Source organism: Barnesiella sp. An22, assembly GCF_963931395.1.
Classification (GTDB): domain Bacteria; phylum Bacteroidota; class Bacteroidia; order Bacteroidales; family Barnesiellaceae; genus Barnesiella; species Barnesiella merdigallinarum.
This window is the reverse complement of record NZ_OZ007014.1, coordinates 2455419-2481266: the sequence shown is the minus strand read 5'-3', so window position 1 is coordinate 2481266 and position 25848 is coordinate 2455419. Positions and strand designations below refer to the sequence as shown.

Sequence of the window (25848 nt, the reverse complement as noted above, 5' to 3'; positions counted from 1 at the left end):
GCTATGAAAAAGAGATTAACCATTGCGCTGGTTGCGCATGATAACCGTAAAGCCGATATGGTGGAATGGGTGAAACACAATGCCGAGTTGCTGTCACATCATCATCTGGTGTGTACGGGTACGACTGGTCGGCTGGTTAAGGAGGCTTTTGAGGAGTTGAATATCCCCGCCGATGTTACCTGCATGAACTCGGGCCCGTTGGGTGGCGATGCCGAGATTGCCGCACTGGTGGTACGCCATCAGGTCGACTTGGCCATCTTCCTTATCGACGATCTCAACCCGCAACCGCACGAGGCCGATATACAGATGCTGTTGCGTCAGTGTCGGGTGCACAATGTGCCTATTGCCTGCAACCGGTACAGCGCCGATTTGATGATTACGAGTACCCTGTGGGATGACGAATCCTATGAGCCCAGTGAGCCGAAATATATCTATTTCAAACGTTGATGTTTGCCCCGTCGCTCCCCGGGGAGAGGCGGACGTGTAGTTTACGCGAGCGCGGTCTGTACCGGTGGTGTACGGGCCGCGCTCGTGGCGTTGTAGAATGCGGGGCGTGCTGAATTAACGTGAGTTCGAAATAATTTAGAAGAGTACCAACTGTCCGTCATCAACAAAATCGATCTCCACCGATGGCTTTTTAGGGAAGAAACAGTAAGCAGCGATAGCCGAGAGAATGTTGACAATGAAGTTGTTGAAAGAGCGGAGCCTGGAATGTTCTATCATTTTATATAGAGCGAAATTATTATGAATTATACAATTGTTAATCATAATATGTTATCTTTGCTACAAACCAAAAGAACCTGTCATGAAGCTGGATAGAATAAAGCAAGCACCACCAACCCGCACTTGGATAATCGTACAATATATATCTGTCATTATAGTATCGGCAGCAATTATCTTGTTGTGGGTTGACAAATTAGTAGGAATTCTGATTGTTGCATTTGCTTTCCTGCTTGTCATACCGGCATTTGTTGTCTCTGTTATATCCGTTTTCAAATCATTGAGGTTCAATACCAGGCACAAAAGAATATTCCTGGCATGGCATGTCGCCAACATTCTGGCAATACTGCTATGGATTTTTAACCCCAACGACCGATGCGATGCCCATATAATGGAAAGGCACTATGTCAAATACCATGCACAAATGGAAGACCTCTATCACAAAATCCGTCAACAACTGGAACCGGGACGCAGCATCTATATCGAATTTGAGAAAGGAAAAGTATCTGCTTTCAGTGTATTTACTGATGACAAACAGGGCTGCAACAACTGGGACCCGAGCGAAGAAAAGATTGATTCTTTACTCATGATATCGGGTCTTGACAGAACGGATCTGAATGATATAAAGAACACCTTGGATGACATTCATAGCATTTCAATAGCAGTTTCAACATCTTCTGACGAGCCTTACGAAATCGGCTTCCGGCGCATCCTTCTGGATAAATACGATTTCATTATCTATCCCTATGCCCTGTCACAAGAAGAGCAGGAACGTGTAGAGTCTGACCCGGGTAACATTCGGTACTCTCCGCGCGTTGTATTTAGATACAACACAGGCGCTATCGGCAATTGGAACTTTCCGGGTAAGGAAGAATATTTGCAGTCAAGAAAAATCAGGTAAGTTGAAAAGCAATCTTTGAAAGTCATTAAAAGAGTAAAATGGATAAGTCTCAATAGTGGGAGCAATCTCATTTGCTTTGCAAATTGTTTTGACCATAACACTTATATTATCAAGATAATATATATTAGGCAGGACTTTCTTTAATAATAAGATAAATATATTAATTCTGATTTCGAACTCACGTTGAATTATCCCTCGATTTCGCTCAGTTCGAGCCAGCGCAGGGTCTTCTCGTCGAGCAGGTCGTTGACCTCGGGCAGCCGTTTCGATTTTTCGGTCAGCTCGTCTACCCCGAGGGTACCGCTGCAGAGGGCGGTCTCGATGCTCTTCTTCTCTTCCTCGAGTGCGGCAATCTCTGTTTCGAGTTGCTCGAGCTCCTTCTTCTCCTTGAACGAGAGGCGCCGGCGGCTGTTCTCGGCAGAGGTCCGTTTTTCGGGGGCCGCCTTTTTGCTCTCCTGGCGGGTGCGTTCGGCCTGTTCGTTGCGGGCCTTCTGCTCCTGAGCCTCGCGCCATTCGCGATAGTCGGTATAGTTGCCGGGAAAATCCTTTAGTACGCCATTTCCCCGGAATACCAGCAGGTGGTCGACCACCTTGTCCATGAAATAGCGGTCGTGCGAGACGACAATCACACACCCCTTGAAGTTGCGCAGATAGTCTTCGAGCACGTTGAGGGTGACGATGTCGAGGTCGTTGGTGGGCTCGTCGAGCACCAGAAAGTTGGGGTTGCTGATGAGTACCGTGCAGAGGTAGAGTCGCCGCCGCTCGCCGCCGCTCAGTTTGTAGATGTAGTTGTGCTGGGTCTCGGGGGTGAAGAGGAAGTGTTGCAGGAACTGCGAGGCCGAGAGCTTGCGGCCGTCGCCCAGTGAAATCTCCTCGGCGATGTCGCGCACGGCGTCGATGACCTTCATCTGGTCGTTGAACTGCATGCCCTCCTGGCTGTAATAGCCGAACTTGACCGTCTCGCCGATGTCGAACCGGCCCCGGTCGGGCTGTACCTGGCCTATAAGCATCTTGATAAAGGTCGACTTGCCCGTACCGTTATTGCCCACGATACCCATCTTTTCGTAACGGGTGAAGGTGTAGTCGAAGTCCTCGATAATCTTCAGGTCGCCGAAGCTCTTGGTGATACCCTTGGCCTCGAAAATCTTGGAGCCGATATACGACGATTTCACTTCGAGCCGCACCTGACCGGCTGCCTTCTCGCGTCGCGCTTTCTCCTGCAACTCGGCAAAGGCGTCGATGCGGTATTTGGCTTTGGTGCCCCGGGCCTGAGGCTGGCGGCGAATCCATTCCAGCTCGGTGCGCATGAGGTTGCGTGCCCGGTCTATCTCGGCATTGTGTATCTCGATGCGCTCCTCGCGCTTTTCGAGGTAGTAGCTGTAATTGCCCTTGTAGCTGTACAGGGTGTGGTCGTCGATTTCGACAATCTGGTTGCACACCCGGTCGAGGAAGTAGCGGTCGTGGGTGACCATGAGCAGTGTGGTGTTGGAGCGTCGCAGAAACTCCTCGAGCCACTCGGTCATATCGATGTCGAGGTGGTTGGTAGGCTCGTCGAGAATCAGCAGGTCGGGTTCGGTAATAAGCACGTTGGCCAGCGCCAGGCGCTTCAACTGTCCGCCCGAAAGTTCCCGTATCGGTTGGTCGAAGTGGGTAATCTTGAGTTGCGAGAGTATCTGTTTGGCCCGTTGTTCATAGTCCCAGGCCTTGGCATGCTCCATGCGGTCGAGCAGCTCTTGCAGCCGGTCGGGGTCGTTGGCCTGCAGGGCCCGTTCGTAGTCGGCGATGAGGCGCACCGTTTCGTTATCGGATTGGAAGCAGGCTTCGATGACTGTCAGCTCGGGAGCGTACGAGGGCGACTGTTCCAGATAGCCTACCCGCAATCCGTTGCGGCAGGTGATTTGCCCGTTGTCGTAATCCTCCTTCCCGGCCAGTATATTGAGCAGAGTGGTTTTGCCCGCTCCGTTTTTGGCAATGAGTCCCACGCGGTCGCCCTCGCCGATACCCAACGATATGTTTTCGAACAAGATGCGGTCGCCAAACGATTTGGTAAGATTCTCTATCTGTAAGTAACTGATCATAGTCTGATGTTAAACGGACTCAAATTTACGACAAAAGTAGCGATTGGGCAAATGACTCTGTCGGTCGGTGGTGAAAATGGGGAGGGTGGGGCATGGTCTCGTGTGTTTGGGTTGTGCGGTATGTTTGGTAAAATCGTCATGGAATCCATTCTGTCATTGAGTCTGAAGATAAAAACCGAATGAAAAATCTTTTTTTTGCAAAAAAAATAACGATAAAAATAGTTGCAATTAAGAATAAAGTCCTATCTTTGCAAAGTTTGATTGTGCTCAGTGACGCAATCGTCGTGAGTGCTACCAATCTTGTTATCCTATCTATCTACCTGAAACACAAAAAAACACACACAACGCCGACATTATCCGTTATTGCAAGACTGTTAAGCATTTGGTCGGAAGTGCAAGGTCTTGCGGGAAAAAGCTCCTCCTTTTTTATTTATCCTATATGATTGCCCAGCCATTGCGGCGGCTTGTCGTACTGTCGTTGCCTTTGCCGGGTTGCTGATTTGGTCGACTAGGCCCTGATTTTTTATCCCCGCTGATATTCTACTGCTTCATTTTTTTTGCTTGTCGCTTGGGGGTGAATTGGCGAGGAAGCCCCGGTTTGCTCTTGTCTTCACCTGCTGAGAATTGGCAGGACGAGATAAGCCCGTTTGTATTCAAGAGCCATTGACAAGGTTTTCTCTATTGAACAATGTAACCTGTCATAATGTTAGCTTTTGAGATAAATTTTAACTTCAATAATCATTTTTTGCTTAATAATAAAATATTGTTTTATTTTTCTATATTTGTAGTGGAAGACTTATGAATTTTCGATAATCATTATAAAATAGTCAGTATGAGAAAACCTTTACTTGTTTTGAAACGGATAGGCTGCTACGTTGGTTGCAGGCCTGATAGGCTTGCCTCTGTAAGCACAAGAGATGGAGCTCCTTTATGAGGAGACCTTCGACGATGCTACACACTATGTCGATAGTGTCATATCTGGTTTGCCCAAGGGTTGGGTGGCTCTGGGTGGAACCTCCTTTTCGACCGTGACTGCCGTCAGTTATGGTCGGGTTGCCGATACGGGCGACAAGGTAATCGTGTCGGGGTATCCGCAGATGAGCAACCGGCAGGATGTGGCTTTCTCGCCTATGCTCGAGTTGAAGGCCGGGACCGATTATAGAATCCGTGTGAAATACATGATGCCCGGTTTGACGCCCCGCACGTCGGAGATGAAGATTACCGTGGGCATGGGGCAGGATTATGATAGCCATCTCTCCTACATGTATAGCGATCGGGATAAGGCAATCAGTGAATGGACGCAGGCCGAATTCATCTATACCCCGTCGCAGGACGGTCAGTATTGCGTAGGGTTGTGGAACAGCTCCACCTTGTCGTCGGCCGGTGATGTGTTTTACGATACCTTTTCGATTGAAGAGATTGTTGCCGAGCCCGAACAGGCCTGGGAGGCTACGTTGCCCTACACCGAGACCTTCGACGATTCCACTCACTACACCGGCGATGCCGTATTGCCCAACGGATGGGTATCGAATACCGACAATGCATTCCAGACCCTCAACGGCGACGAGTGGGGATATGTTCCCATCTCGGGCGAAAATCTGCTTGGAGCCAATCCCAGCTATTCGGTGGGACGTCAGGATGTCACCTTCACCCCGATGCTGGAGATGGAGGCCGGGGTTACCTACAATGTATCGTTCCATGTAAACCTGATGGCCATGACCCGCAATCCGAGCTTCAAGTTTACCGTGGGTAACGGCCAGACCGTAGAGGCACAGACTACCGTATTGAAGAGTTACGAAAATACCACTACGTCGGGTTGGGAAAAGGTAGAGGTTACCTTTACCCCCACCGAAACGGCCGAATACTGTTTTGCCTTCTGGGCTTGCTCGGCTCTCTCGATGGACGGCTTCATGTTGGTCGACGACTTCGTAATCGAATCGGACGAACCGGCCGGTTCCGAATGGCTTCCTTCTATTCCCTATCTGGAGACCTTCGACGACAAGACTCACTACGACGGTGTGTCGTATCTGCCTGTCGGCTGGCTGGCAACCGGCGACGAGCCTTTTATCACAGCAGCCCTGCGCTCTAAACCGGCCCTTTCGGGAGCCTACTATCTGGTGGCTTCGCCGTCGGTTCCCGGAAACCGTCGCGATATTGCCTACACCCCCATGTTGGAGATGGAGGGCGGTGTCGAATATACCGTTTCGTTCTACCTCTACTTGCCGGGCGGTGACAACCCGGCCACCTTCCGGTTTACAGTTGGGCGTGAACAGGCTTACGACATGCAGGACGAGTTGATGGCTGTGACCGACAGCGTGATGACCGACTGGGAGTTGATAACCTTGACCTATACCCCCGAGACCACCGGCGAATATTGCTTTGCCTTCTGGGCAAACTCCGAGGTGGCGAGCGACGGATACTATTGTATCGAGGACTTCTCGTTGAGAAAATCGAGCGATGTGCTTCCTCCTTCGGGAACCATCTATATGCCCAATACGCTGAACTCGCTCTTCAACGGCCAGCCGTTGTTGTTCCCCGACATGCCTTACAAGATGATCAATCAGGTCGAGGGTGCCGACAGCTACGAATGGTCGGTATCGGGCACGGCCGAGATTTCCGACCCCACGGCTCGTGAACCCTATATTTCGTTCTCGCAATCGGGTAGCTACACGATTAAGCTGGTAGCTACCAACAAAGGCGGCAGCAGTGAGTTTACAATCAATACGAACTGTTATGTCATCGACGACGGCGGATTCCCCACCGAGGCCGTGTCGACGGTCAACGACCAAATAGACCTGATTTATCAGCAAGCCGACCTCCCGGCCTATCGCGAAGACGGTACCATACAGACGCGCGATACCTACGAAGTGCTGTTCCACTATGTAGTCGGAGTCAACCGGTACTACCGCTCCATAGCCGAGCGTTTCGAAATGCCGGCCAACCAGAAGGTCGAGGTTTCGTCGATTACCTTCAATCTGATGGCCTATGGCCTGTATATCAATACGGGACAAGAGGACGATGCCGAAAAGCATGTGAAAGTGGTATTCTATCCCGAGAAGGATGGCCGCCCCGATTTGGAACACCCCTTCTACGAAGAGTCGGCTCTCCTGTCCGACAAGTTCGGCGATTCGGGCATTTACCTGTCGAAGCGAATCGGTTGGACTCTGGCCGAAGTGGCCGAGGTTACCGGTACCTTCTACGTAGCCCTGGAGTTTGACGAGCTGATGATGGACCTGGACAAAGAGTGGACCGTAGGTTCGTTCTTCGGAGCTGATACCCGGATACATGCCAATGGACAGACTACCTTCTATGTGAAGCCCGAGCAGGCTGTCGAGGGTTCCGATTTTGTGCCCAATGGCGAATATTGCCGGGCCGACGAGTTCTTGCCCGAGCTGAAGGGTTACAGTTTTACCGTCATGCCGTGGATCGAGATGAAGGAGATTTCGGCCGTTTCTCAGGTCGAGTCGGTCGTACGCTTCTATGTGGCAGTCGATGGCTCGACCCTGAAAGTCGACGGCGTGAATGCCGGCGATGTGGTCAACGTCTACTCGATGTCGGGCCGGCTGATGACCTCGGTAAAAGCCGATGACTCGGTTGTATATCTGCCGATAGCCGATTGGAGCAAGGGCGTTTATATTGTCAGTGCAAATGGAAATAGTGTAAAGTTTGTAAAATAATTTTGTGTAGATGAATATGCGTATAAAATGGTTATGCGTAGTTTGTCTGATGAGTATCTTCTGGAATACGCCGGCATTTTCGATGCCGGCATTTCCGGGAGATATTTCCTATATTCAGCCAGACGGTACGATTGTGAAGTATAAGTTGAAAGGCGATGAGCACTTTCATTGGATGGAGTCGCTCGACGGACATGTTTTGAAAAGATCCGATAACGGGTATCTGGTTTATGCCGAGGCGGTAGACGACCAGGTAGTAGCCTCGTCGGTGCCCTATACGGGTAACGACCATCGGGCCTCCAGTCGGGTCAGGTTGCTCGATCGGCGCGGATTGATGAAGATGCAGCAGGCTACAAACCCGAGTTTGCAGTTGGCAAGTACCTTCCCCCCGACCGGGCAACGCAAGCTGCTGATGTTGCTGGTGAACTTTGCCGATACTCAGACCACGTTCGGTCGCGACGATTTCGATGCGATGATGAATACTGCAAATTATCAGAATACGGGTAGTTTCAGGGACTTCTATCTCGAAAATTCGTACGGACAGCTCGATATTCAGACTACGGTCGTGGGCTGGATTCAACTGTCGAAAAACAAAAACATGTACAGTACCGAGAATATGACCGAACTCATCAGCGAGGCATTGACCCTGGTACAGGACGAGATTGACTTCTCGCAGTTCGACAACAACGGCGACGGCGAGCTCGACGGTCTCTCCATCATCCATCAGGGTACCGGCCAGGAGGTGACCGGCAGTACCCAGGACATCTGGTCGCATAGCGGCGAGTTGTACGATACCTGGGTCGACGGCATACGGGTACGCACCTATACCATTCAGCCCGAGCTGCTCTACAATGTGCCCATGCTGTCGATGATGACCGTGGGGGTGTTTTGCCACGAGTTCGGCCACAATCTGGGGGCTCCCGACTTCTACGATGTAGACTATGAGCAGAACGGCTCGTATGTGGGTACCGGCGAATGGGACCTGATGGGTGGCGGTGCCTGGGGTACCTACGGCCGCTCGGGCGACTCGCCCTGTCACTATACCATGTGGCAGAAGATTCAGTTCGGATGGGTGACCCCGACCGTACTCTCCGAGTCGCAGACCATCGACAATATGCAGGCCGTGACCGACGGACCGGTGGCTTATGTGATAAACACGATGCGCGATGGCGACTACTTCGTGCTGGAAAACCGGCAAAAGAGTGGCTTCGACCGCTCTTTGCCGGGGCATGGTCTTGTAATTTACCACGCCGATGAGAGCCGCATTGCCCCGCGGGTGAATCTGAACAAGGTCAACTCCAGCAGCGAGCAGGGGCTCTATACCGTATGTGCATCGGCCAACACGCTGCCGGGTACTACCCTCGAATCGTATGGCAATATCAACTCGGGAGGGGCACCTTTCCCGGGTACGTCGAATGTTACGACCTTGTCCGATGTCACGGTACCCGCCCTGCACTCCAACGACGGCAAGTATTCCTATGCCGCCTTGAACGATATAGCCGAGAACAACGGACGTATCTCCTTCTCGTTTGTCAAGGGTGACGAACCCGAAGGGGTGGGCAATCTGGTCGCTGCGGCCAAGCAGGGAGTCGTGACCTTGACGTGGGAGCGACCAACCACCGGCTCGGTGCGAAATTACCGGGTGTTCCGTAACAACGAACTGGTAGCACAGCCTACGACCGAATCGTATGTAGACCGCTCGTTGACGGCCACGCAGGCCGAGTATAAGGTCGATGTGGTATACTCCGACGGCCTGTACTCGTCGTTTGTTCATAAAACGGTGCGTGTGCCCGAGAACCGAATCGAAGAGCTCGAGGGCAACTCGCTCTATGGCGAAACGGTGTTGCAGTGGAGCCTGAACCCTTTGTTGACCCGCTCGAGCATCACCATAGGTAACGAGAACGTGTCGTTCCATACGCTGGACGGGGCCGAAGTCGACGTGGCTCAGCGGTTCAATGCGGCCGACCTGAAGACCTACGTGGGCTATCGTTTCGACCGGTTGGGATTCCTCCCCTTTACCAGCTATAAGCAGACGGTGTATGAGTTGCGCGTGTGGCGTGCCGTGGCCGGGACCGACGATTTCGAAGTGGTCGCTACGCGCGATGCCTCGGAGTATGCCACCGGTTCGTGGCGCGACATGCTCCTCAAGGACCCGGTCGAGATCGAGGCTGGTTACGATTACCTCATCGGGTATCATGCCTCGTCGAATGTCAATTCGTTCCAAGTAGTTTACGATCCGACATCGGTCGATACGGGATTGGGCAATCTGGTGCAGGTCGATGGCGTATGGCGCGACGATTTGTTGCCGGCCAATGTCTACTTCAGGGCCAACCTGGCCGAGCCGGACCCGACTACCGATTTTGTGGCGGGCGAAGAGCCTGTTTTCAAAGACGATTACGACCCGTTGAAAGATGCCTATTATCCCATTGGGTTCAACGTCTATCGCGACGACGAGCTCATCGGGTATACCTCGACCCGCTGCTTCATCGACAAGGGGGCCTCTGTGGGCAATCACCGCTATGGCATCGCCTGCCTGTACGAGGGGAACAACGAGTCGCGCATCCTCGAAAAGACCTTCTGGGCCTCGAGTGTGGACCGGGTGGAGGCTGACCGCCGCGTAGAGCTGTCGGTGGCCGGACGTGTGGTGACGGTGACGGCCGACGAACCGATTGCCGTGAGTCTGTATACGGTCGACGGTCGTCGGGTTGCTTCGTATGCTCTGCCGGCTGGCGAGTCGACTTTCGCCGTCGAGTCTGCCGGAGTCTATCTGGTGAATCTGGAGAATAGCAATTTAGTACAAACCGAAAAAATAATAATCCGATGAAACATAATCTGTTGAAAAGTTTTGCCGTCTGTCTTATAGGTACGTTGGCCGTTTCGATGTCGGCGTCGCCGGTTGCCACCTCGAAGTGGAGCAACAGACCCGTGGTGAAGAGAGAGCACAAGGAGTTGTTGACGAAGGATACCAATCGCCATCTGTGGCGATACAATAGCGCCGGGGTGCAGTCGCTCCCGTCGGTCAATCGCCTGGCCGCCCCTGCGGTGCAGGCCGAAGAGAGCGAGTGGCAAACGGTGGTAGAGGAGGATTTCAGCCTCTTCACGGCCGGTTCCGAAGCCGAGCCCGACATGACCAATATTCTCTCGTCCGAGGGATATATCCTGTATGACTATGTGCATACCTATGGCTGGACGGCTGTCTCGGTCTATCAGGCCGGTGGTTGCGCCTATGTGGTGGGCGACGGCATTTCGATGCTGATGACCCCGGTGCTCGACCTGTCGGGCGACAACGGTCATTTCAAAATTACCTTTTCGTATCGCACCTCGTCAGAGTCGACCTCGGTTTATGTGATGTGGGGCTCGGGTTCGTCACTGATCGACGGCCGCAAGGCTACGGCCACGACCACCTGGAAAACCGGTACCATCGAGACCGATGGCGGGGTGGAGAATATGGCCATTCAGTTTTATGCCGATGCCGACATCTTCCTCGACGATATTAAGGTCGAGCAGATGGGAGTCGTTGAGCCGGTCGAGCCGGTGGAACCCACGCTGGATGCCCCTTCGGCCCTGGCTGCCTCCGATATTACGTCGACCGGTTTTGTGGCCAACTGGGAGGTTACCTCGGGGGCTACGGGTTATCTGCTCGACGTCTACTACTACGAGAACAACGAGCCGCAATATCTGCTGAAAGATGAGGCGGTGGCCGCCACCAGCTATGCCGTAACCGGTGCTCAGGAGGGTAAGGTCTACTACTATACGGTGCGGGCTACCGACGGCACGCTGGTCTCCGAGCCCTCGAACGAGGTACTGGCCAAAGCGGCTTCTACCTCGATTGGTTCGGTCACGGCATTGCCGGCAACCGAGGTGAGCGATGCCGGTTTCCGGGCCAACTGGACGGCTGCCGAGAATGCCGCCTTCTACGAATTGACGACCCTGTCGCTCTATACGGTGCCGGCGAGTGGTACTTTCACGCACGACAACGAGACCTTCGACCGGGTGACCGAGGGTACCGAGTCGTCGCCCGTCTACGGGGCTATCCAGGGCGCTCTCAACGATTATACCGAATATGCCGACTGGTATGCCATTACTCCCGTCATGGCCAATGGAAAGATTGGATTGAAAAACTATTACATGATTATGGGCTATTACAGCATGCTCTATACCCCAATCTATTTCGTCGAGTCGAATACGGCTTCGACCGTAACCATCAGCATGGATGTGAAGCGGGTAGACTGTTCGGCGGCTACCGAGGTGGGTGTCTGCCTGGTCAATGCTGCTACCGAAGAGGCCGGTGAATGGCAGTTCCAGACGTTGACCGATGCCGAGATGACCCTCTCGTTCGAGTTTGAACCTACCGAAAGCTACTACCTGGCCATCGGATTCGATGACCCCAGCAATGCCGATTACGGAAGTACGGGAATCGTTTTCTTAGACCGGGTAACCGTCGAGCAGGCCAACCTGTCGGCCGGCGACCAGGTGATTCGTGTCTATGCCTACGACATGCCCTACAACGAAACGTACTGCGTAGAGACATCCAACAAGCGGGATACCGAACAGTTCTCGTACTATGTGATGGCCGTTACCAACGGGGAGTCGGAGTATCTCTATTCTGACCCGTCGAACGAAATCGTCGTGGGTACGACCGGTTCGGTCGATGCCGTTACGACAGACTCGAGCCGGATGTATGGAGCCGACGGTGAGCTCTGTGTCGAGACCGATGCGGCCGGTGTGGTCGAGGTCTACGATGCGGCCGGTATCTGCGTGGCCCGTCAGGCGGTGGCCGAGGGCACGACCGGTATCGCTCTGCCAGCCGGCTTCTATGTGGTCCGGCTTGGCGGGTCGGTGGCCAAGGTGCTGGTGAAATAAGTGTGTATGTGTCTGGCCCCTCGGGGTTGTACAGATAGTGATGCCGGGAGCTCCGCAGGGGCTCCCGGCGCTGTATGGTACCGTGGCCATGCGGCAGGCGTGTGAGTCGGGAGACGGGTAGGGGATGGCGACCTTCGATAGGGATTAACCTTTTTTAGGAACTAAAAATGTCGTGTTTGCTTGTCAAAATGTAAAATAAACTTTACATTTGTAGCGAGAGAGAAATCCATCTATTTACAAACCGAAATCAGTCATGCTTATGAAAAAGATTTTTCTGTTGCCCCACAGCTTTAAGAAAGTCGGTTGGGCTATTCTCATTCCCACCTTTATTATCGGGCTTATGATGTTTGTCGACGGTTGCAACGGTTTCCCCACCTATTTGCTGAAGGGGATAGACCCCGCCAGCGGGTTGTATCGGGTGTTGACATCGAATGTGATGATCGGTCTCCTCAACAACATAGCCATCATAGGCATCAGCGTGGGCAGTCTGTTTGTGGTCTGTTCGCGCGAGCCTATTGAGGACGAGCTCATCACTCAGGTGCGGCTCAACTCGTTGCTGGTTGCGCTTTATTTGAATACGGCCTTTGTGGTCGTGTCGGCTCTCTGTTTCTATGAACTCGACTATCTGTATGTCATGATCGGGAATATATTCACGGTCTTGCTGGTCTTTTTGGTAGTGTATGAGGTGAAGTTGTGGCGCCTTAAAAAATCGTTGAGCCATGAAGAATAGGATACGGGCCGAACGGGCCGAGCTTCGCATGACCCAGCAGGCACTGGCCGAAGCTACCGGTGTGAGCCGGCAGACCATCAATGCCATCGAGACGGGGCGGTTTGTCCCCTCGACCATCTTGGCTTTGAAGATTGCCCAGGTATTCCAGAAACCGGTCGAGCAGATTTTCCAGCTGGAACCGGGCGACTGAACGGCGGGGGAATACCCCGAGAGATTGAATTTGAATAAACGGCAAAAGGCTGCTGCCTCGCGAGGGGCAACAGCCTTTTTATGCAGTGTGGGGCAGAGTGGGGAGCCCCGGTTGTTGTTACCGTCTGTCGCTTTTTACAGCGGGTCGTATCCGGCCTCGGCAATCAGGGCCTTGTCGTCGTTGACGCCCGACCCCAGAGTGGTGAGCATGTCGCCCATGAGCAGACCGTTGAGTCCGGCCAGCAGGGCCTGTTTCTGAGTGTCGCGCGAGAGGCGTGCCCGGCCACCGGCAAAGCGGATGAAGGCGCGGGGCAGCACGAAGCGGAAGATGGCGATGGTCACCAGTATATCTTCGTCGCTGATGGGGGCCGTGTGTTCGAGCGGGGTGCCCGGTATGGGGCTGAGGATGTTCATGGGTACGGAGCAGACGCCCAGCTCCTTCAGTTCGAAGGCCAGCTCGATGCGTTGCTGCAGAGTCTCGCCCATGCCGATGATACCGCCCGAGCAGATTTCGAGCCCCACCTCCTGGGCTGCGCGGATGGTCTCCTTTTTCTGTTCCGAGGTGTGCGTGGTGCAGAGTTCGGGGAAGTAGGACGAGGCGGTCTCGAGGTTGCAGTGGTAGCGCTTCACGCCGGCCTCTTTCAGCTTTTGCAGCTCCTCCCGCTTGAGCAGACCCATCGAGGCACACAGCTGCAGGTGGGTTTCGCGACCCATGCGGCGGTACAGGTTGCAGAAGTAGTCGAGGTCGGAGCCCTGCACGCTGCGGCCGCTGGTCACGAGCGAGAGCCGCTTGATGCCCTGCGACTCGTGGAGCCGGGCCATCGTCATGGCCTCCTCTTCGGGTATGGCGTCGTAGGTTTCGATGTGGGTGTTGTAGTGAGCCGACTGGGCACACCACTTGCAGTTTTCGGGGCAGTGACCCGAGCGGGCATTGATAATGGAGCAACTGTCGAGAGTGCGGTTGCAGAACTTCCGGCGGATTTCGTCGGCCGCGGCGTAGAGTTCGGTGCGGTCGGCATGCAGAGCCAGGTCGATGGCCTCGTCGGGAGTAATCTCCCCACCGGCCAATATGCGGTTTTTAATCTCTTGTAGCATGGTTTTTCGGTTTTATGTCCCGAACCATCGTCGGGTTTCGGGAGTACAAATGTAGATTTTTTTGTTGAACAATCGGAGTAAATGTCCTCGATAAAATGGACTGTGGAAAAATGTGAGAGACTTAGGCCTAAGTTAAATGTTTTGTTCTTAGGAAGATACGAGAAAGTGGTAAATTTTTTTGTACAATACTATTGCTATCTGCGAAAAAATATCTACTTTTGTGCCCGGGTAAGTCCTATACGGCCAGCTCCTTGTGAATCCCCCAGGGCTTGACCGCAGCAAGGGTAGCCGGTTGTAGCGGCGCGATGTAGATAGCTTACCCACCTGCCTCTTTAGCTCAGTTGGCCAGAGCACGTGATTTGTAATCTCGGGGTCGTTGGTTCGAATCCGACAAGAGGCTCAAAAGATAAGGCACCAGAAACGGGTGCCTTTTTCTTTTATAGGGTATTTTTTAAGGTAGAGTATACGATGGAGGCTATAATCACACAGATGATTATCCTGTTCATTCTGGTAATCGTCGGTTATGCTTTGAGCAAGATGAATATGATGGATGCGGATTTTGACCGCAAGTTGTCCAACTTGGTAATCAATGTCACTTGTCCCTGTCTGATACTCTCGTCGGTGATGGGCGACACGCTTCCCGACAAGACCCTGATTCTGCCTCTGCTCGTTGTCGGTTTTGCCACCTATATTCTCTTGATTGGGGCGGCGTTTCTGTTGCCGCACTATATGCCGGTCAAGCCTATGGAACGGGGCATATACAGTTTCATGCTGGCCTTTGGCAATGTGGGTTTCATCGGGTACCCCATCGTGGCCTCGATTTTTGGTCCCAGTGCCGTATTTTATGCCTGTATACTCAATTTCCCCAGTACGTTGCTGATTTTTGTTTTCGGAACCCTTTTCATTTCGGGCGACCAGGGAAAGATGCGCTTCGACTGGAGTACGCTGTACAGTCCGGCCATGATTGCGTCGTATCTTTCGATTCTGATAGTGGTGACCGGCTGGATTCCTTCGCGGGTCATTACCACACCTTGTCTTCTGTTGGGCAATATCACGGTCCCGGCTGCGCTGCTCATTATCGGTTCGTCGATTGCGCAAGTCCCCATCCGCCGGATGTTCGGCAACCCCTCGATTTATCTGATGTCGGCTTTGCGTCTGATGTTGATACCGTTGCTCATCCTGTGCCTCTCGCGTGTATTCCGTGTCGATGAAACCATAGCCGACATCAATGTGGTACTGTCGGCTATGCCTGTAGCCTCGTATGGCACGCTGTTCTGCATCAAATACAAGCGGGGCGAGGTGATTATGGCCGAAGGCACCTTCATCACCACGCTGCTCTCGGTGGTGAGCATTCCGCTGCTGACGATGTTTCTGTAACCAAACTTTACGCCCGCCGGTTTGTTGAAGAGATAAACTCTTTAACAACAAGCAAAGATGAAAAGAATCGTCTATTATCTGCTCCCGGTACTGGTGTGTCTGGGGGTAGGATTTGCGGGCAGTCTGTTTCAGGCCCGGTCGATGGTCGAGTGGTATCCGTGGCTCGACAAGTCGGTGCTTACCCCTCCTGGTGTGGCCTTTCCCATAGCCTGGACGTTGCTGTATGTGTGTATGGGCGTCTCGTTGGGACGCTTGATCGATCGGGCCCGCGACCGCATGCTCTTCACGATATGGGGTGTGCAGTTGGTGCTCAACTTCTTGTGGAGTCTCTGTTTCTTTACCTTCAGGTATCCGTTGCTGGGGCTGGTCGATATTCTGCTGCTCGATGTGCTCGCGCTAATCTATATCGTGGGGGCCTATCCGCGCGACAAGGCGGCATCGTGGCTCTTTGTCCCCTATTTTTTGTGGCTCTTGTTTGCGACTTATCTCAACGGGTATATATATTTGTATAACTAAACAGACAGAGCTATGGAGATTGTACATGATGTACCGAAATGTCTTTTCGAGACTACGGTCGACGGCGTCAGAGCCTATGTGTCGTATGTGATTACCGACGGTTGCCTCGATATAGAGCACACCATCGTTCCCCCCGAGATTGGAGGCAGAGGCATTGCTGCTGTCCTGGTAAAGGCAGCGTATGACTATGCCCTGTCGCAAAACCTCACACCGCGGGCCTCGTGCGAGTATGCCGCCATGTGGCTGAAGCGTAACCCCTCGTATCTGAACCGATAGCTCTGCCCGTCAACAGAATCCTATGGTGTGGCGGGGAGGCACTCCGTCGATGTCGAAGCAAGCCACGTCGACAGGCAGAACGGTGGCCCGGGCCGGAGCCTCGTGCATGTTGCTGAGTCGAAGGTAGGTATTCTGTATGATGGTGCGCGATATGATTTTCATCGTGCGGGCGTTGGCATAGCACGAGCGGCGATCGGCTGCCAGATGCTTGATGTAGCGTCGCATGACGGCCTCGGCCTCCGGGTCGATGGCAAATTCCTTGTCGGAGAGCATCTGCTTCAGAATCTCGAACAGTTCGTCCTGGGTGTAATCCTCGAAGATGAGGGTGTGGTCGACCTCGGGAGCTCCGTTGTCAATCAGTTGCTCTACAAGCTCTTGGCGGGGTGCCCGATTTTCGGCAATGATGAGGGCGTGGGCACCGGGCAGGGTCGAGGTATACTCGGCCAGTTTGATGCGCAACTGTTCGCTGTCGAAGGTGTTGGCGGCATTTTTGAATTTGGGAGAGTCGCCGTCGATGAATAGCAGCCCCTGTTGCGATCGTTTCATGGCCTCTTGCAGCACTTCGTCGACCTTGTAGTCGGGCACGTTGTAGAGCTGTTCGCCCTTGATTTCGGTAAAATTGCCGTTGTCGAGGATATTCATCGCTTTCAGCAAATCGGTCATAATCTGGGCCACGGTACTCTTTCCGGTGCCGGTATTGCCGGCAAAACTCCATTTGAGCGGAATCTCTCCGAAGAAGTTCTTTCCGTTCCGGTGCAACAGCCGCGCTACCGTAACAAAGTTGTGAATGGCAGCCTTGACCTGGGTGAGCCCGATCATGCGGTCGAGCCGGGCCAGAGCCTCGTCGATGGCCGTTTCGTCGAACGGTTCGGTGACGACGAGCGATTTCTCGTCGACATGTTTGGGTATATCGTCTCGCTCGATGGTGATGAGTGCCTGCCGGTTGTCGCCGGGAGAATCGTAAATTCCGCTTTTGTTGAGCCGGGTAGCCATGGCCGGCAAAATCTCCGACTGGATAATCCGATTGACGAAACGGGCATTGCCGAAGTGGCGGTCGCGTTTCTTGCTTTCGGCTTTGATGAGCTGGGAGAGGGCTTCGCGAGCTTCGTCGGTGAGGGTGTATCCCTCGCGGCGTATGGTGAGCTCGGCAATCTCGAGCAGCTCTTTGGGCGAATAATCTTCGAAATGGAAGGTGAAGGGGAATCGCGATTTCAGGCCGGGATTCGATTCCATCAACTGCTCCATCTCGGCCGGATAGCCGGCCAGAATGACGATGGTGCCGAAGTTGCTGTCCGAGAGTTTGGGCAGCAGCGTTTCGATTACCCGGTTACCATAGTCTCGCCGGTCGCCATCCTTGTCGTTGGTGTAGAGGCTGTAAGCCTCGTCGATGAAGAGCACGCCGCCCTTGGCCGCTTCGATGGCCGCCTCGGTCTTCTGCTCGGTGTCGCCAATCCATTTTCCTACCAGTTTGCTGCGGTTGGTGCAGACGACATGCCCCTTCTCGAGCAGCCCCATCTTGTGGAATATCTCGCCCATAAAGTCGGCCACGGTCGTTTTGCCGGTACCCGGGTTCCCGGTAAAAATCATGTGCAGGGGCGGGATGGTCGCTTTCAGTCCCGCCTTTTTGCGGGCGGTCAGCAGCTTCACGTAGTTGATGTGGTCGGCTATGCTCTGCTTGAGCGAGCGGAGGCCGACCATCTCTTGGAGGGCATCCATTGCATCGCGTTCTCCCGGTTTGGATTCCGACGCCTCTTTGATATTGCCCACAGGGGGGCGGGTCTGTATGGTGTAGAGGTTGTATTCGCCGGTCTGCTCCTTGCCTATATGCAGAGGGGCATCGATGATTTTGTCGCCGAAAGCCCAAATCTCCACGGTATAGTCGCCCGGTTCGTACTGGACGAAGTCGACCGACTCTTGCATGATGTAGAGCAGGTTGTTTTCGTTGTCGGGCTGACTGGTAAAGAATCCGGTCGTATAGTAGGTGGTGATGCCCGTGGAGTTCTTGATTTTCAGTTCATACTCGTAGGAGGCGGGTTCCTTGTCCTTCCCTATGCAACACAGCCCTATGGTGTAGCTTTCGTCCTCTTTCGGGGCGATGCCGATGTAGTTGGCAGGGGGTGTACTCTCCGGGTCGACTATCTCGCTTGGTTTGAAAACCAGGTAGTTGTTTATCTCGAAAACTTCGTCGTATTGGTGGGGCAGATTTACAAACGAGAGCGACAACTCCTCTTCGCAGGTGGGCGAAAAGGCTCTGATTTTCCACTCTCCGGTAGGGTCGTCGTTCAGTTCTACGGAGAATCGAGAGAGGAGCGGGGTATCCAATTCGGTCCAGAAGGTGCACGACAGGTGGTTCTTGGCATAGGTTCTTCCCTCGGGCGAGAGCAGCTCGAACGTGATGGTGTCGTCCCACCTGATTTCCTCGTCATCGTCGTAGTTGATGGCAACGACGTTGGTCGAGATATTTATCACTTTCACCCGGTCTATGGCATATTGGGTACGTTGCGTTTCGAACGAAACGGGGGTGTCCAGCGAGTCGCATATCTGTACATGCAACGGGCTGACGTGAGTCTCCTTTCCCTTTTTGGGATCCCAATCGAAGTCGAAAAAATCGTCCAATGCCGACTCTATGGGTTCTTTGTCTTCATCTCCCTTGAATACGATAGTCTCTTTCTGGTGAGGGGTATCCGAGGTAGTCCTCTTCTTTTTCATGGTATCGGGTACAGTAATAATATTCTTATCACGAAGATAGGAATTTATTACCGAAGCGACAAATAAAAAGGGTAGAGATTACTCCTTGCCGAAGTCGAACATTTTGCTGCGGGCCAGCATGCAGGCTCCCACGACACCCGCCTTCTCCTGCAGTTTGGAGAGGACGATGGCCGAGTCTTTGTTGACCAGGTTGAGCGAGTATTTGCGTACTGCGCTTTTGATGGGTTGCAATATGTAGTCGCCGGTCTGGGCGAGTACGCCTCCGATAACCACGAGCTCGGGGTTGAGCAGGTTGATGAGCCCGGCCAGGTACCGGCCCAGTTTCTGACCTATCTCTTCGGTGAGCTCGATGCACAGCAGGTCTTCCCGGTTGGTTGCCTCGACAATGTCGGGCAGAGTGAGCGACGCCTCGTCGTGCTCGATTCGTTCGGAGAGAATCGACTGTTTGCCTTCGTGCACGCAGTGCAGCAACTCCCGATACAGCGCTTCGCCCGAGACTTCGGTCTCGAGGCATCCCCGTTTGCCACAGTGGCACAGCCGTTCGTTGTCGAAGACTCCGAAGTGGCCGAACTCGCCGCTGAATCCCGATTTGCCTTTGTACAGCTTGCCGTCGAATACGAGTCCGCTGCCCAGTCCCCAACTGAGGTTGATGAAGATGATGTCTTTCTCACCTTTGACTACCCCTTTGACCATCTCGCCATAAGTCATGGCTCGGGTATCGTTGTCGATGCTTACGGCCACACCTACTCGTTCGGTCATAATCTCGGCCAGGGGACGCTCCTCGAAATTGAATTGCGAGAAGCTGTATCCCGACTCGGGATTGACCCGGCCCGAGATGTTGATGCCAATGTTGAGTATCTTTTTCTGGTCTATGTTGATGGCTTGCAAAAAGTCGCGTATATGGTCGCATAGGAGTTCAAGTCCTTCGGGGGTATTCTCCAACTGACATTTCACATCCATGCGGGTTTCGATAATTCCGCCGATGAGGTTCATCAGCGCAAAGTTGATAGAGAACTTTTTGATGTCGACACCGATGAAATAACCCGAATCGGGGTTCAGTCCGTAGAGCGTAGGAGGACGCCCCTCGGCAGTCTCCATCTTGCCGTAGCTGATGATGTAGCCGTCGTCGAGCATATCGGAGACAAACTTGGTAGCCGTGGGTACGCTTATGTTCAACTCCTTGGCCAGGTCGGGCAGGGTAGACGACTGGTTATAAAGATAGTATCCTATGATTTTTTTCTTCATGGCGGCACTGCGGGTGCCTTTTTCGATTTCGGAGAGCAGGTTCATGGTTTCAACAAAGGGATTATCATTTATGCAAATGTAGGATTTAAATCTTAAGTAACTAAACTTTTTTTAGGAATAAGTGGCAAAAATTGATGCTTAAGTGTATATTTGGGAAAATATAAGATACGGCCGACAGGGTCGAAGGGTGGGAGGATGGAGTTTCCGGTTGTTCCTTTCCTTTGATTATAGATGAGAGTAATCGGTCGAAAATTTGGCTTGTTTATGAAAACGATACAATGTGGAGTAGTGCTGGGATTGTGGCTCGTATTGGCGAGCTGCGGCGGCTCGACTGGCGGCAGTCGTGAATCTGTAGGTTTGCCTGACTATCCTGTGCCGGGAGGCGTTTCGGCCCCCTTTGCCGGGATGGTGGGCAACTATATGGTGGTAGGTGGCGGCTGCAATTTCCCCGATGTGCCGGCGGCCGATGGGGGTGTGAAACGGTTTTACAGCAGCCTCTATGCCTTGGATATGGCTCGGCCCGACAGCGGTTGGCGGGTGTTGCCCGATTTGCCTCAGGCATTGGCCTACGGGGCCACGGCCGAGACCGACGAGGGGTTGGTATGCGTAGGTGGTATGGATGCCGACTCGGCGGTGACGCGGGCTTTCCTTATCGAGTCACAACCGGGGCCCGATAGCGTGGCCGCGTGGGGCTTTCGTGATTTGCCGCCGTTGCCTGTGGCTATCGACAACGGAGCTGCCGCATCGGTCGACGGGGTAGTCTATGTAACGGGCGGAAACCAGTTCGATGGCGGTCGTGCCCTCTATGCCCTCGACCTGAAGAGTCGGGTCTGGACCCGGCTTCCCGACTATCCGGCTCCGAATCGGGTACAACCCGTTCTGCTGGCTGCGGGCGGCAAGCTCTATCTGGCCGGAGGTTTCAGTTACGACCCGTCGACGCGCACCTGTACGATTCCTGCCGATATGGTGCCCTACGATGTGGCGACCCGGCAGTGGGGCAATCCTGTGCCTTTCCCTGTCGCGCCCGACGGTGGACGGTATGCCATCTCGGGAGGGAGCGGGGCTGTTGTCGGTAATTGCCTGCTGTTGACGGGAGGCGTAGATTATAAAATATTTAAAGAAGCCATGGAAGGCAGGGCTCCCGCCGACTACATGAAGAAACCAATTGAATGGTATCGATTTAATAACGAGGTACTTATCTATAATACGACCCGTGGCGACTGGTCGGTCTCGCCCTCAGTCGAGGGGCTGAACCGAGCCGGAGGGGTGCTGTTGCTTGACGATTCACTCTTGATAATGGTATGTGGCGAGGTGAAACCTGGTGTAAGGAGTTCACAAATAGGCGCTTTTGAGTGGCGCGATACCGATGGCGCTACGTCTGTCGTACCGGTGGGAAAGGTATACTCCTCTGAGCAGAAGGAGCAAATTTGAAATGAAAGATATTTTTTCTTCGTTCTACTTGTTTTAATAAATATAAAATCCTAAATTTGCCAGTAGTTAATAAAATAATTTACTAATAAAAGATATGGAAAAGATAGTAGGATTGATCGATGCTCCGTTTACGCCGTTTGACGAACAAGGAGAGGTGAATTTAGAGCCCATCGAGGCTTATGCCCGCATGTTGGTGAAGAACGGCCTGAAAGGTGTATTTATCAACGGTTCGTCGGGCGAAGGCTACATGCTCACCGAAGAGGAGCGCATGCGACTGGCCGAAGAGTGGGTGAGAGTCGCCCCCGCCGGATTCAAGGTGATTGTACATGTAGGCAGTTGCTGTGTGAAAGAGAGTAAACGGTTGGCCGAGCATGCCCAGAAACTTGGGGCTTGGGGTATTGGAGCCATGGCGCCTCCCTTCCCGAAAATCGGTCGCATCGAAGAGTTGGTGAAATATTGCGAGGAGATTGCTGCCGGAGCACCTCAACTTCCCTTCTACTATTACCACATACCGGCCTTTAACGGTGCTTATCTGCCCATGACCTCGTTTCTCGAGGCCGTTGACGGCCGCATTCCCAACTTCGCCGGTATCAAATATACCTACGAAAGTATCTACGAATACAACCAGTGCCGCCTCTACAAAAACGGCAAATACGACATGCTGCACGGGCAGGACGAAACCATACTCCCCTCGCTGGCTATGGGCGGCGCACAGGGCGGTATAGGTGGTACGACCAACTACAACGGTATCAATCTGGTAGGGATTATCGACGCCTGGAACGCCGGCGACATCGAGAAAGCCCGCGAGCTCCAGAACTTTGCACAGGACGTCATCAACGTGATTTGTCACTACCGGGGCAACATCGTGGCCGGTAAGCGCATTATGAAACTGATCGGGCTCGACCTGGGCAAGAACCGCACGCCGTTCCAGAATATGACCGACGAAGAAGAGGCTCGCATGAAGTCCGAACTGGAGGCTATCGGATTCTTCGAGCGTTGCAACAAGTTTTGATAGGAGGCGATGACAATGGATACTCGAATTTATCTGAGCTATTGGGCCGAGCGGTATAAAAACGACATGTTGAACAACATCATGCCGTTCTGGCTCAAGTATGGCCTCGACCGGAAAAACGGCGGGGTGTACACTTGTGTCGACCGCGACGGCAGCCTCATCGACACCACCAAGTCGGTGTGGTTTCAAGGTCGCTTTGCCTTTACGTGCAGTTATGCCTACAATCATATAGAGAAACGCCAGGAGTGGCTCGATGCCGCCAAGAGTACGCTCGACTTTATCGAGGCCCACTGTTTCGACAGCGACGGCCGCATGTACTTCGAGGTGGCCGCCGACGGTACTCCGTTGCGGAAACGCCGCTACGTCTTCAGCGAAAGTTTCGCCGCCATAGCCATGGCCGAGTATGCCCTGGCTACCGGTAACCGGGAGTATGCCGAGAAGGCTCTCGCCCTCTTCAAGGCCATGCGCCGTTTCCTTTCGACTCCCGGCATACTCGAGCCCAAATACCTGCCCACGGTCGAGGCGCAAGGGCACTCTATCACGATGATTATGATCAACGTGGCTTCGCGCATCAAGAAGGTAATCGACGATCCCGAACTCGACGAGCAGATTGCCACCTCGCTTTATGCGCTGGAGCACTACTTCATGCACCCCGAGTTCAAGGCTCTGCTCGAGACGGTAGGTCCCCGTGGCGAATTTATCGATACCATCAACGGCCGGGTAATCAATCCCGGGCACTGCATAGAGACCTCGTGGTTCCTGCTCGACGTGGCAGCCGACCGGGGTGGCGACGAGGTAATCGCCCGTCTGGCCCTCACCATACTCGAATGGTCGTGGGAGTGGGGTTGGGACAAGCAGTTCGGCGGTATCATCAACTTCCGCGACTGCAAGAACTATCCGCCGCAAGATTACTCGCAGGACATGAAGTTCTGGTGGCCCCAGACCGAGGCTATCATCGCCACGCTCTATGCCTACAAGGTGACCGGCGATGAAAAATATTTGAAGTTACACACGCAGATAAGCGACTGGACATACGCCCATTTCCCCGACGCGCTGTATGGTGAGTGGTTTGGATACCTGCATCGCGATGGCAGTGTGGCCCAGCCCGCTAAGGGGAATCTCTTCAAAGGCCCGTTCCATATCCCCCGCATGATGACCAAGGGGTATGAACTGTGCCAGGAAATGCTGAATAGATAATTGAGCACGACCGGGAGCACAAGAGGGGACTACTTGTCCTTCCCGGTCGTAGCTTTTTTTTAATAGTTTGTTTATAAATCTTTATCGTGAAGACCTCAAAAATTTATCCTTGGATTGTTGTTGCTCTTTTGTGGGGTGTCGCTCTGCTTAACTATATGGACCGGCAGATGCTGAGTACCATGAAAGATGCCATGCAGGTCGATATTGTCGAGCTGCAGTCGGCCACCAACTTCGGTTGGCTTATGGCCATCTTCCTCTATATTTACGGATTCATGAGCCCCGTGTCGGGCATTATCGCCGACCGGCTGAACCGCAAATGGCTCATTGTGGGCAGCCTGTTCGTGTGGTCGGCAGTGACCTACCTCATGGGTATTGCCACTACCTTCAATCAGATTTTCTGGCTTCGGGCCCTCATGGGGGTGAGCGAGGCTCTCTATATTCCGGCGGGGCTTTCGCTCATAGCCGATTATCACACGGGTAAATCGCGCTCGCTGGCAGTGGGCATTCACATGACGGGTCTCTATACCGGCCAGGCTATCGGCGGTTTCGGTGCTACGGTGGCCGCAGCCTATTCGTGGCACACGACTTTCCACTGGTTCGGTATCATCGGCATCGCCTATGCCGTGGTGTTGACCCTCTTTCTGCGGGATAAAAAGCCCGATGTGAATCTGGAGAAGCCGGTGCCCGAGACGGCAGCACCGGCCAAAGAACCGGTGTGGGTGAGTCTGAAGTCGCTCTTCAGCAGCGTCGCCTTTTGGGTGATTCTGCTCTATTTCGCCGCTCCCAGTCTCCCGGGATGGGCTACCAAGAACTGGCTGCCCACGCTCTTCGAGGAGAATCTCGATATGCCCATGTCGCAGGCCGGTCCGCTCTCGACCATCACCATAGCCGTGTCGTCGTTTCTGGGTGTCATTATCGGTGGAACACTCTCCGACCGCTGGGTACAGAAGAATCTGCGGGGTCGGGTCTACACCGGAGCCATCGGTTTGGGCCTCACCATACCGTCGCTGCTCCTGCTGGGCTATGGCCACAGCATCGTGGCCGTGGTGGGCGCCGGACTCCTCTTCGGCATCGGGTATGGCATGTTCGATACCAACAACATGCCCATCCTCTGCCAGTTCGTCTCGGCCAAGCAGAAGGCCACGGCCTACGGTATTATGAATATGGTGGGCGTTTTTGCCGGAGCCTTCATTACCAGCCTGCTGGGCCGATGGACCGACGGCGGTAACCTGGGTAGCGGCTTTGCCATGTTGGCCATTGTGGTAGCCGTGGCACTGGCCTTGCAGCTCTACTTCCTCCGGCCCAAGACCGACAACATGGAGTAGCCGGTCTCGAAACTTGAAATTCAAATTAAAACAAAAAGCTATGATACTTACCAATTTACAGAATACCGCCCGTATCGAGGCGCTTCATCCGCGGTTCAAGATGCTGTTCGACTACGTCAAGAGCCACGACATCCTGCACACACCGTGCGGCCGCATCGAACTCGACGGCGACAACCTCTTCATCAACAACGTCAACCCCGAGTGCATGCCGGCCGAAAAGCAGGTGCTGGAGGTACACCGCGACTACATCGATGTGCAGATTCTGCTCGAGGGTCGTGAAACCATGGGGTGGAAGGCGCTCGAAGATGTGATCGACGAGGTGAAACCCTACGACCCCGAGGGCGATTGCGCACTCTATGCCGACCGCCCCACCTCGTGGCTGCACCTCGTGCCCGGACAGGTGGCCGTCTTCTTTCCCGAAGATGCTCATGCCCCGGTTATCGGCGAGGGTAAGATTCGCAAGATGATTGCCAAGGTGAAGATTGAGAAGTAACGGGGGAAATCCTGTCG

At 53.6% G+C, this 25848-nt stretch carries 20 protein-coding genes, 1 tRNA gene and 1 pseudogene; 17 read left to right on the top strand and 5 right to left on the bottom strand.

The features are described 5' to 3' along the window. Nucleotides 1–3: 3 nt before the first annotated feature. Nucleotides 4–447: a methylglyoxal synthase gene (locus tag ABGT88_RS10335; RefSeq protein ID WP_346701955.1), complete on the top strand. Its 444-nt coding sequence runs from the start codon at nt 4–6 to the stop codon at nt 445–447. 135 nt (nt 448–582) lie between these two features. Here ABGT88_RS10335 and ABGT88_RS10330 read toward each other — a convergent pair. Continuing rightward, a pseudogene (locus ABGT88_RS10330) lies at nt 583–720 on the bottom strand (IS982 family transposase); the annotation flags it as partial. An 85-nt stretch (nt 721–805) separates the two neighbouring features. Here ABGT88_RS10330 and ABGT88_RS10325 point away from each other — a divergent pair. After that, nucleotides 806–1621, top strand: a complete 816-nt coding sequence (locus ABGT88_RS10325; protein ID WP_346701953.1) for a hypothetical protein — start codon at nt 806–808, stop codon at nt 1619–1621. 188 nt (nt 1622–1809) lie between these two features. On the opposite strand, the gene ABGT88_RS10320 is transcribed toward ABGT88_RS10325, so the two are convergent. Then, nucleotides 1810–3699, bottom strand: a complete 1890-nt coding sequence (locus ABGT88_RS10320) for an ABC-F family ATP-binding cassette domain-containing protein (protein WP_346701951.1) — start codon at nt 3697–3699, stop codon at nt 1810–1812. Between the two features lie 179 nt (nt 3700–3878). Between ABGT88_RS10320 and ABGT88_RS10315 the strand changes: the two genes are divergently transcribed. From ABGT88_RS10315 to ABGT88_RS10290, 6 genes are all read left to right on the top strand, one after another. Next, the gene (locus ABGT88_RS10315; protein ID WP_346701949.1) at nt 3879–4142 is read left to right on the top strand and encodes a hypothetical protein; all 264 of its coding nucleotides are present in this window, start codon (nt 3879–3881) and stop codon (nt 4140–4142) included. Between the two features lie 474 nt (nt 4143–4616). Then, nucleotides 4617–7376, top strand: coding sequence for a carbohydrate binding domain-containing protein (locus ABGT88_RS10310; protein ID WP_346701947.1), 2760 nt, complete (start codon nt 4617–4619; stop codon nt 7374–7376). Nucleotides 7377–7386: 10 nt separating this feature from the next. Then, nucleotides 7387–10197: a M6 family metalloprotease domain-containing protein gene (locus ABGT88_RS10305; protein WP_346701945.1), complete on the top strand. Its 2811-nt coding sequence runs from the start codon at nt 7387–7389 to the stop codon at nt 10195–10197. Next, on the top strand, nt 10194–12236 hold the full coding sequence (locus ABGT88_RS10300) for a fibronectin type III domain-containing protein (protein WP_346701943.1): 2043 nt from the start codon (nt 10194–10196) through the stop codon (nt 12234–12236). Before ABGT88_RS10305 ends, ABGT88_RS10300 begins: the two co-directional genes overlap by 4 nt. 259 nt (nt 12237–12495) lie before the next feature. Beyond that, nucleotides 12496–12966, top strand: coding sequence for a hypothetical protein (locus tag ABGT88_RS10295; RefSeq protein WP_087408531.1), 471 nt, complete (start codon nt 12496–12498; stop codon nt 12964–12966). Further along, nucleotides 12956–13156, top strand: coding sequence for a helix-turn-helix transcriptional regulator (locus tag ABGT88_RS10290; protein ID WP_087408530.1), 201 nt, complete (start codon nt 12956–12958; stop codon nt 13154–13156). The genes ABGT88_RS10295 and ABGT88_RS10290 overlap by 11 nt, the downstream gene beginning before the upstream one ends. A 134-nt stretch (nt 13157–13290) precedes the next feature. On the opposite strand, the gene bioB is transcribed toward ABGT88_RS10290, so the two are convergent. Beyond that, nucleotides 13291–14250, bottom strand: a complete 960-nt coding sequence (gene bioB, locus ABGT88_RS10285) for a biotin synthase BioB (RefSeq protein ID WP_346701940.1) — start codon at nt 14248–14250, stop codon at nt 13291–13293. 326 nt (nt 14251–14576) lie between these two features. Here bioB and ABGT88_RS10280 point away from each other — a divergent pair. The 4 genes from ABGT88_RS10280 (at nt 14577) to ABGT88_RS10265 (ending at nt 16419) form a co-directional block, all read left to right on the top strand. Further along, nucleotides 14577–14650: transfer RNA gene (locus tag ABGT88_RS10280), tRNA-Thr, on the top strand. A gap of 68 nt (nt 14651–14718) precedes the next feature. Further along, nucleotides 14719–15627: an AEC family transporter gene (locus ABGT88_RS10275; protein WP_087408527.1), complete on the top strand. Its 909-nt coding sequence runs from the start codon at nt 14719–14721 to the stop codon at nt 15625–15627. 57 nt (nt 15628–15684) lie between these two features. Further along, nucleotides 15685–16143 carry a TspO/MBR family protein gene (locus ABGT88_RS10270; protein ID WP_258327386.1) on the top strand — a complete coding sequence of 153 codons (459 nt, stop codon included), beginning with the start codon at nt 15685–15687 and terminating at the stop codon, nt 16141–16143. A 12-nt stretch (nt 16144–16155) separates the two neighbouring features. After that, entirely contained in the window at nt 16156–16419 is a 264-nt protein-coding gene (locus tag ABGT88_RS10265) for a GNAT family N-acetyltransferase (protein WP_087409214.1), read from the top strand. A 9-nt stretch (nt 16420–16428) separates the two neighbouring features. On the opposite strand, the gene ABGT88_RS10260 is transcribed toward ABGT88_RS10265, so the two are convergent. Together ABGT88_RS10260 and ABGT88_RS10255 are read right to left on the bottom strand one after the other, a co-directional pair. After that, nucleotides 16429–19128, bottom strand: a complete 2700-nt coding sequence (locus ABGT88_RS10260; RefSeq protein WP_346701937.1) for an AAA family ATPase — start codon at nt 19126–19128, stop codon at nt 16429–16431. A 78-nt stretch (nt 19129–19206) separates the two neighbouring features. Next, nucleotides 19207–20418, bottom strand: a complete 1212-nt coding sequence (locus ABGT88_RS10255; RefSeq protein WP_258327389.1) for an ROK family transcriptional regulator — start codon at nt 20416–20418, stop codon at nt 19207–19209. A gap of 219 nt (nt 20419–20637) precedes the next feature. Here ABGT88_RS10255 and ABGT88_RS10250 point away from each other — a divergent pair, with 219 nt between their 5' ends. From ABGT88_RS10250 to ABGT88_RS10230, 5 genes are all read left to right on the top strand, one after another. Then, a complete protein-coding gene (locus ABGT88_RS10250; RefSeq protein ID WP_346701935.1) occupies nt 20638–21804 on the top strand; it encodes a cyclically-permuted mutarotase family protein in 1167 nt (388 codons plus the stop codon). A gap of 94 nt (nt 21805–21898) precedes the next feature. Beyond that, nucleotides 21899–22816, top strand: a complete 918-nt coding sequence (locus ABGT88_RS10245; RefSeq protein WP_087409210.1) for a dihydrodipicolinate synthase family protein — start codon at nt 21899–21901, stop codon at nt 22814–22816. Between the two features lie 15 nt (nt 22817–22831). Then, nucleotides 22832–24013 (top strand): AGE family epimerase/isomerase, encoded by a 1182-nt coding sequence (locus ABGT88_RS10240; protein ID WP_346701933.1) that lies wholly within the window; start codon nt 22832–22834, stop codon nt 24011–24013. Nucleotides 24014–24099: 86 nt separating this feature from the next. Next, nucleotides 24100–25338, top strand: a complete 1239-nt coding sequence (locus tag ABGT88_RS10235; protein WP_087409208.1) for an MFS transporter — start codon at nt 24100–24102, stop codon at nt 25336–25338. Between the two features lie 40 nt (nt 25339–25378). Further along, a complete protein-coding gene (locus ABGT88_RS10230) occupies nt 25379–25831 on the top strand; it encodes a YhcH/YjgK/YiaL family protein (RefSeq protein WP_087409207.1) in 453 nt (150 codons plus the stop codon). Nucleotides 25832–25848 lie beyond the last annotated feature (17 nt).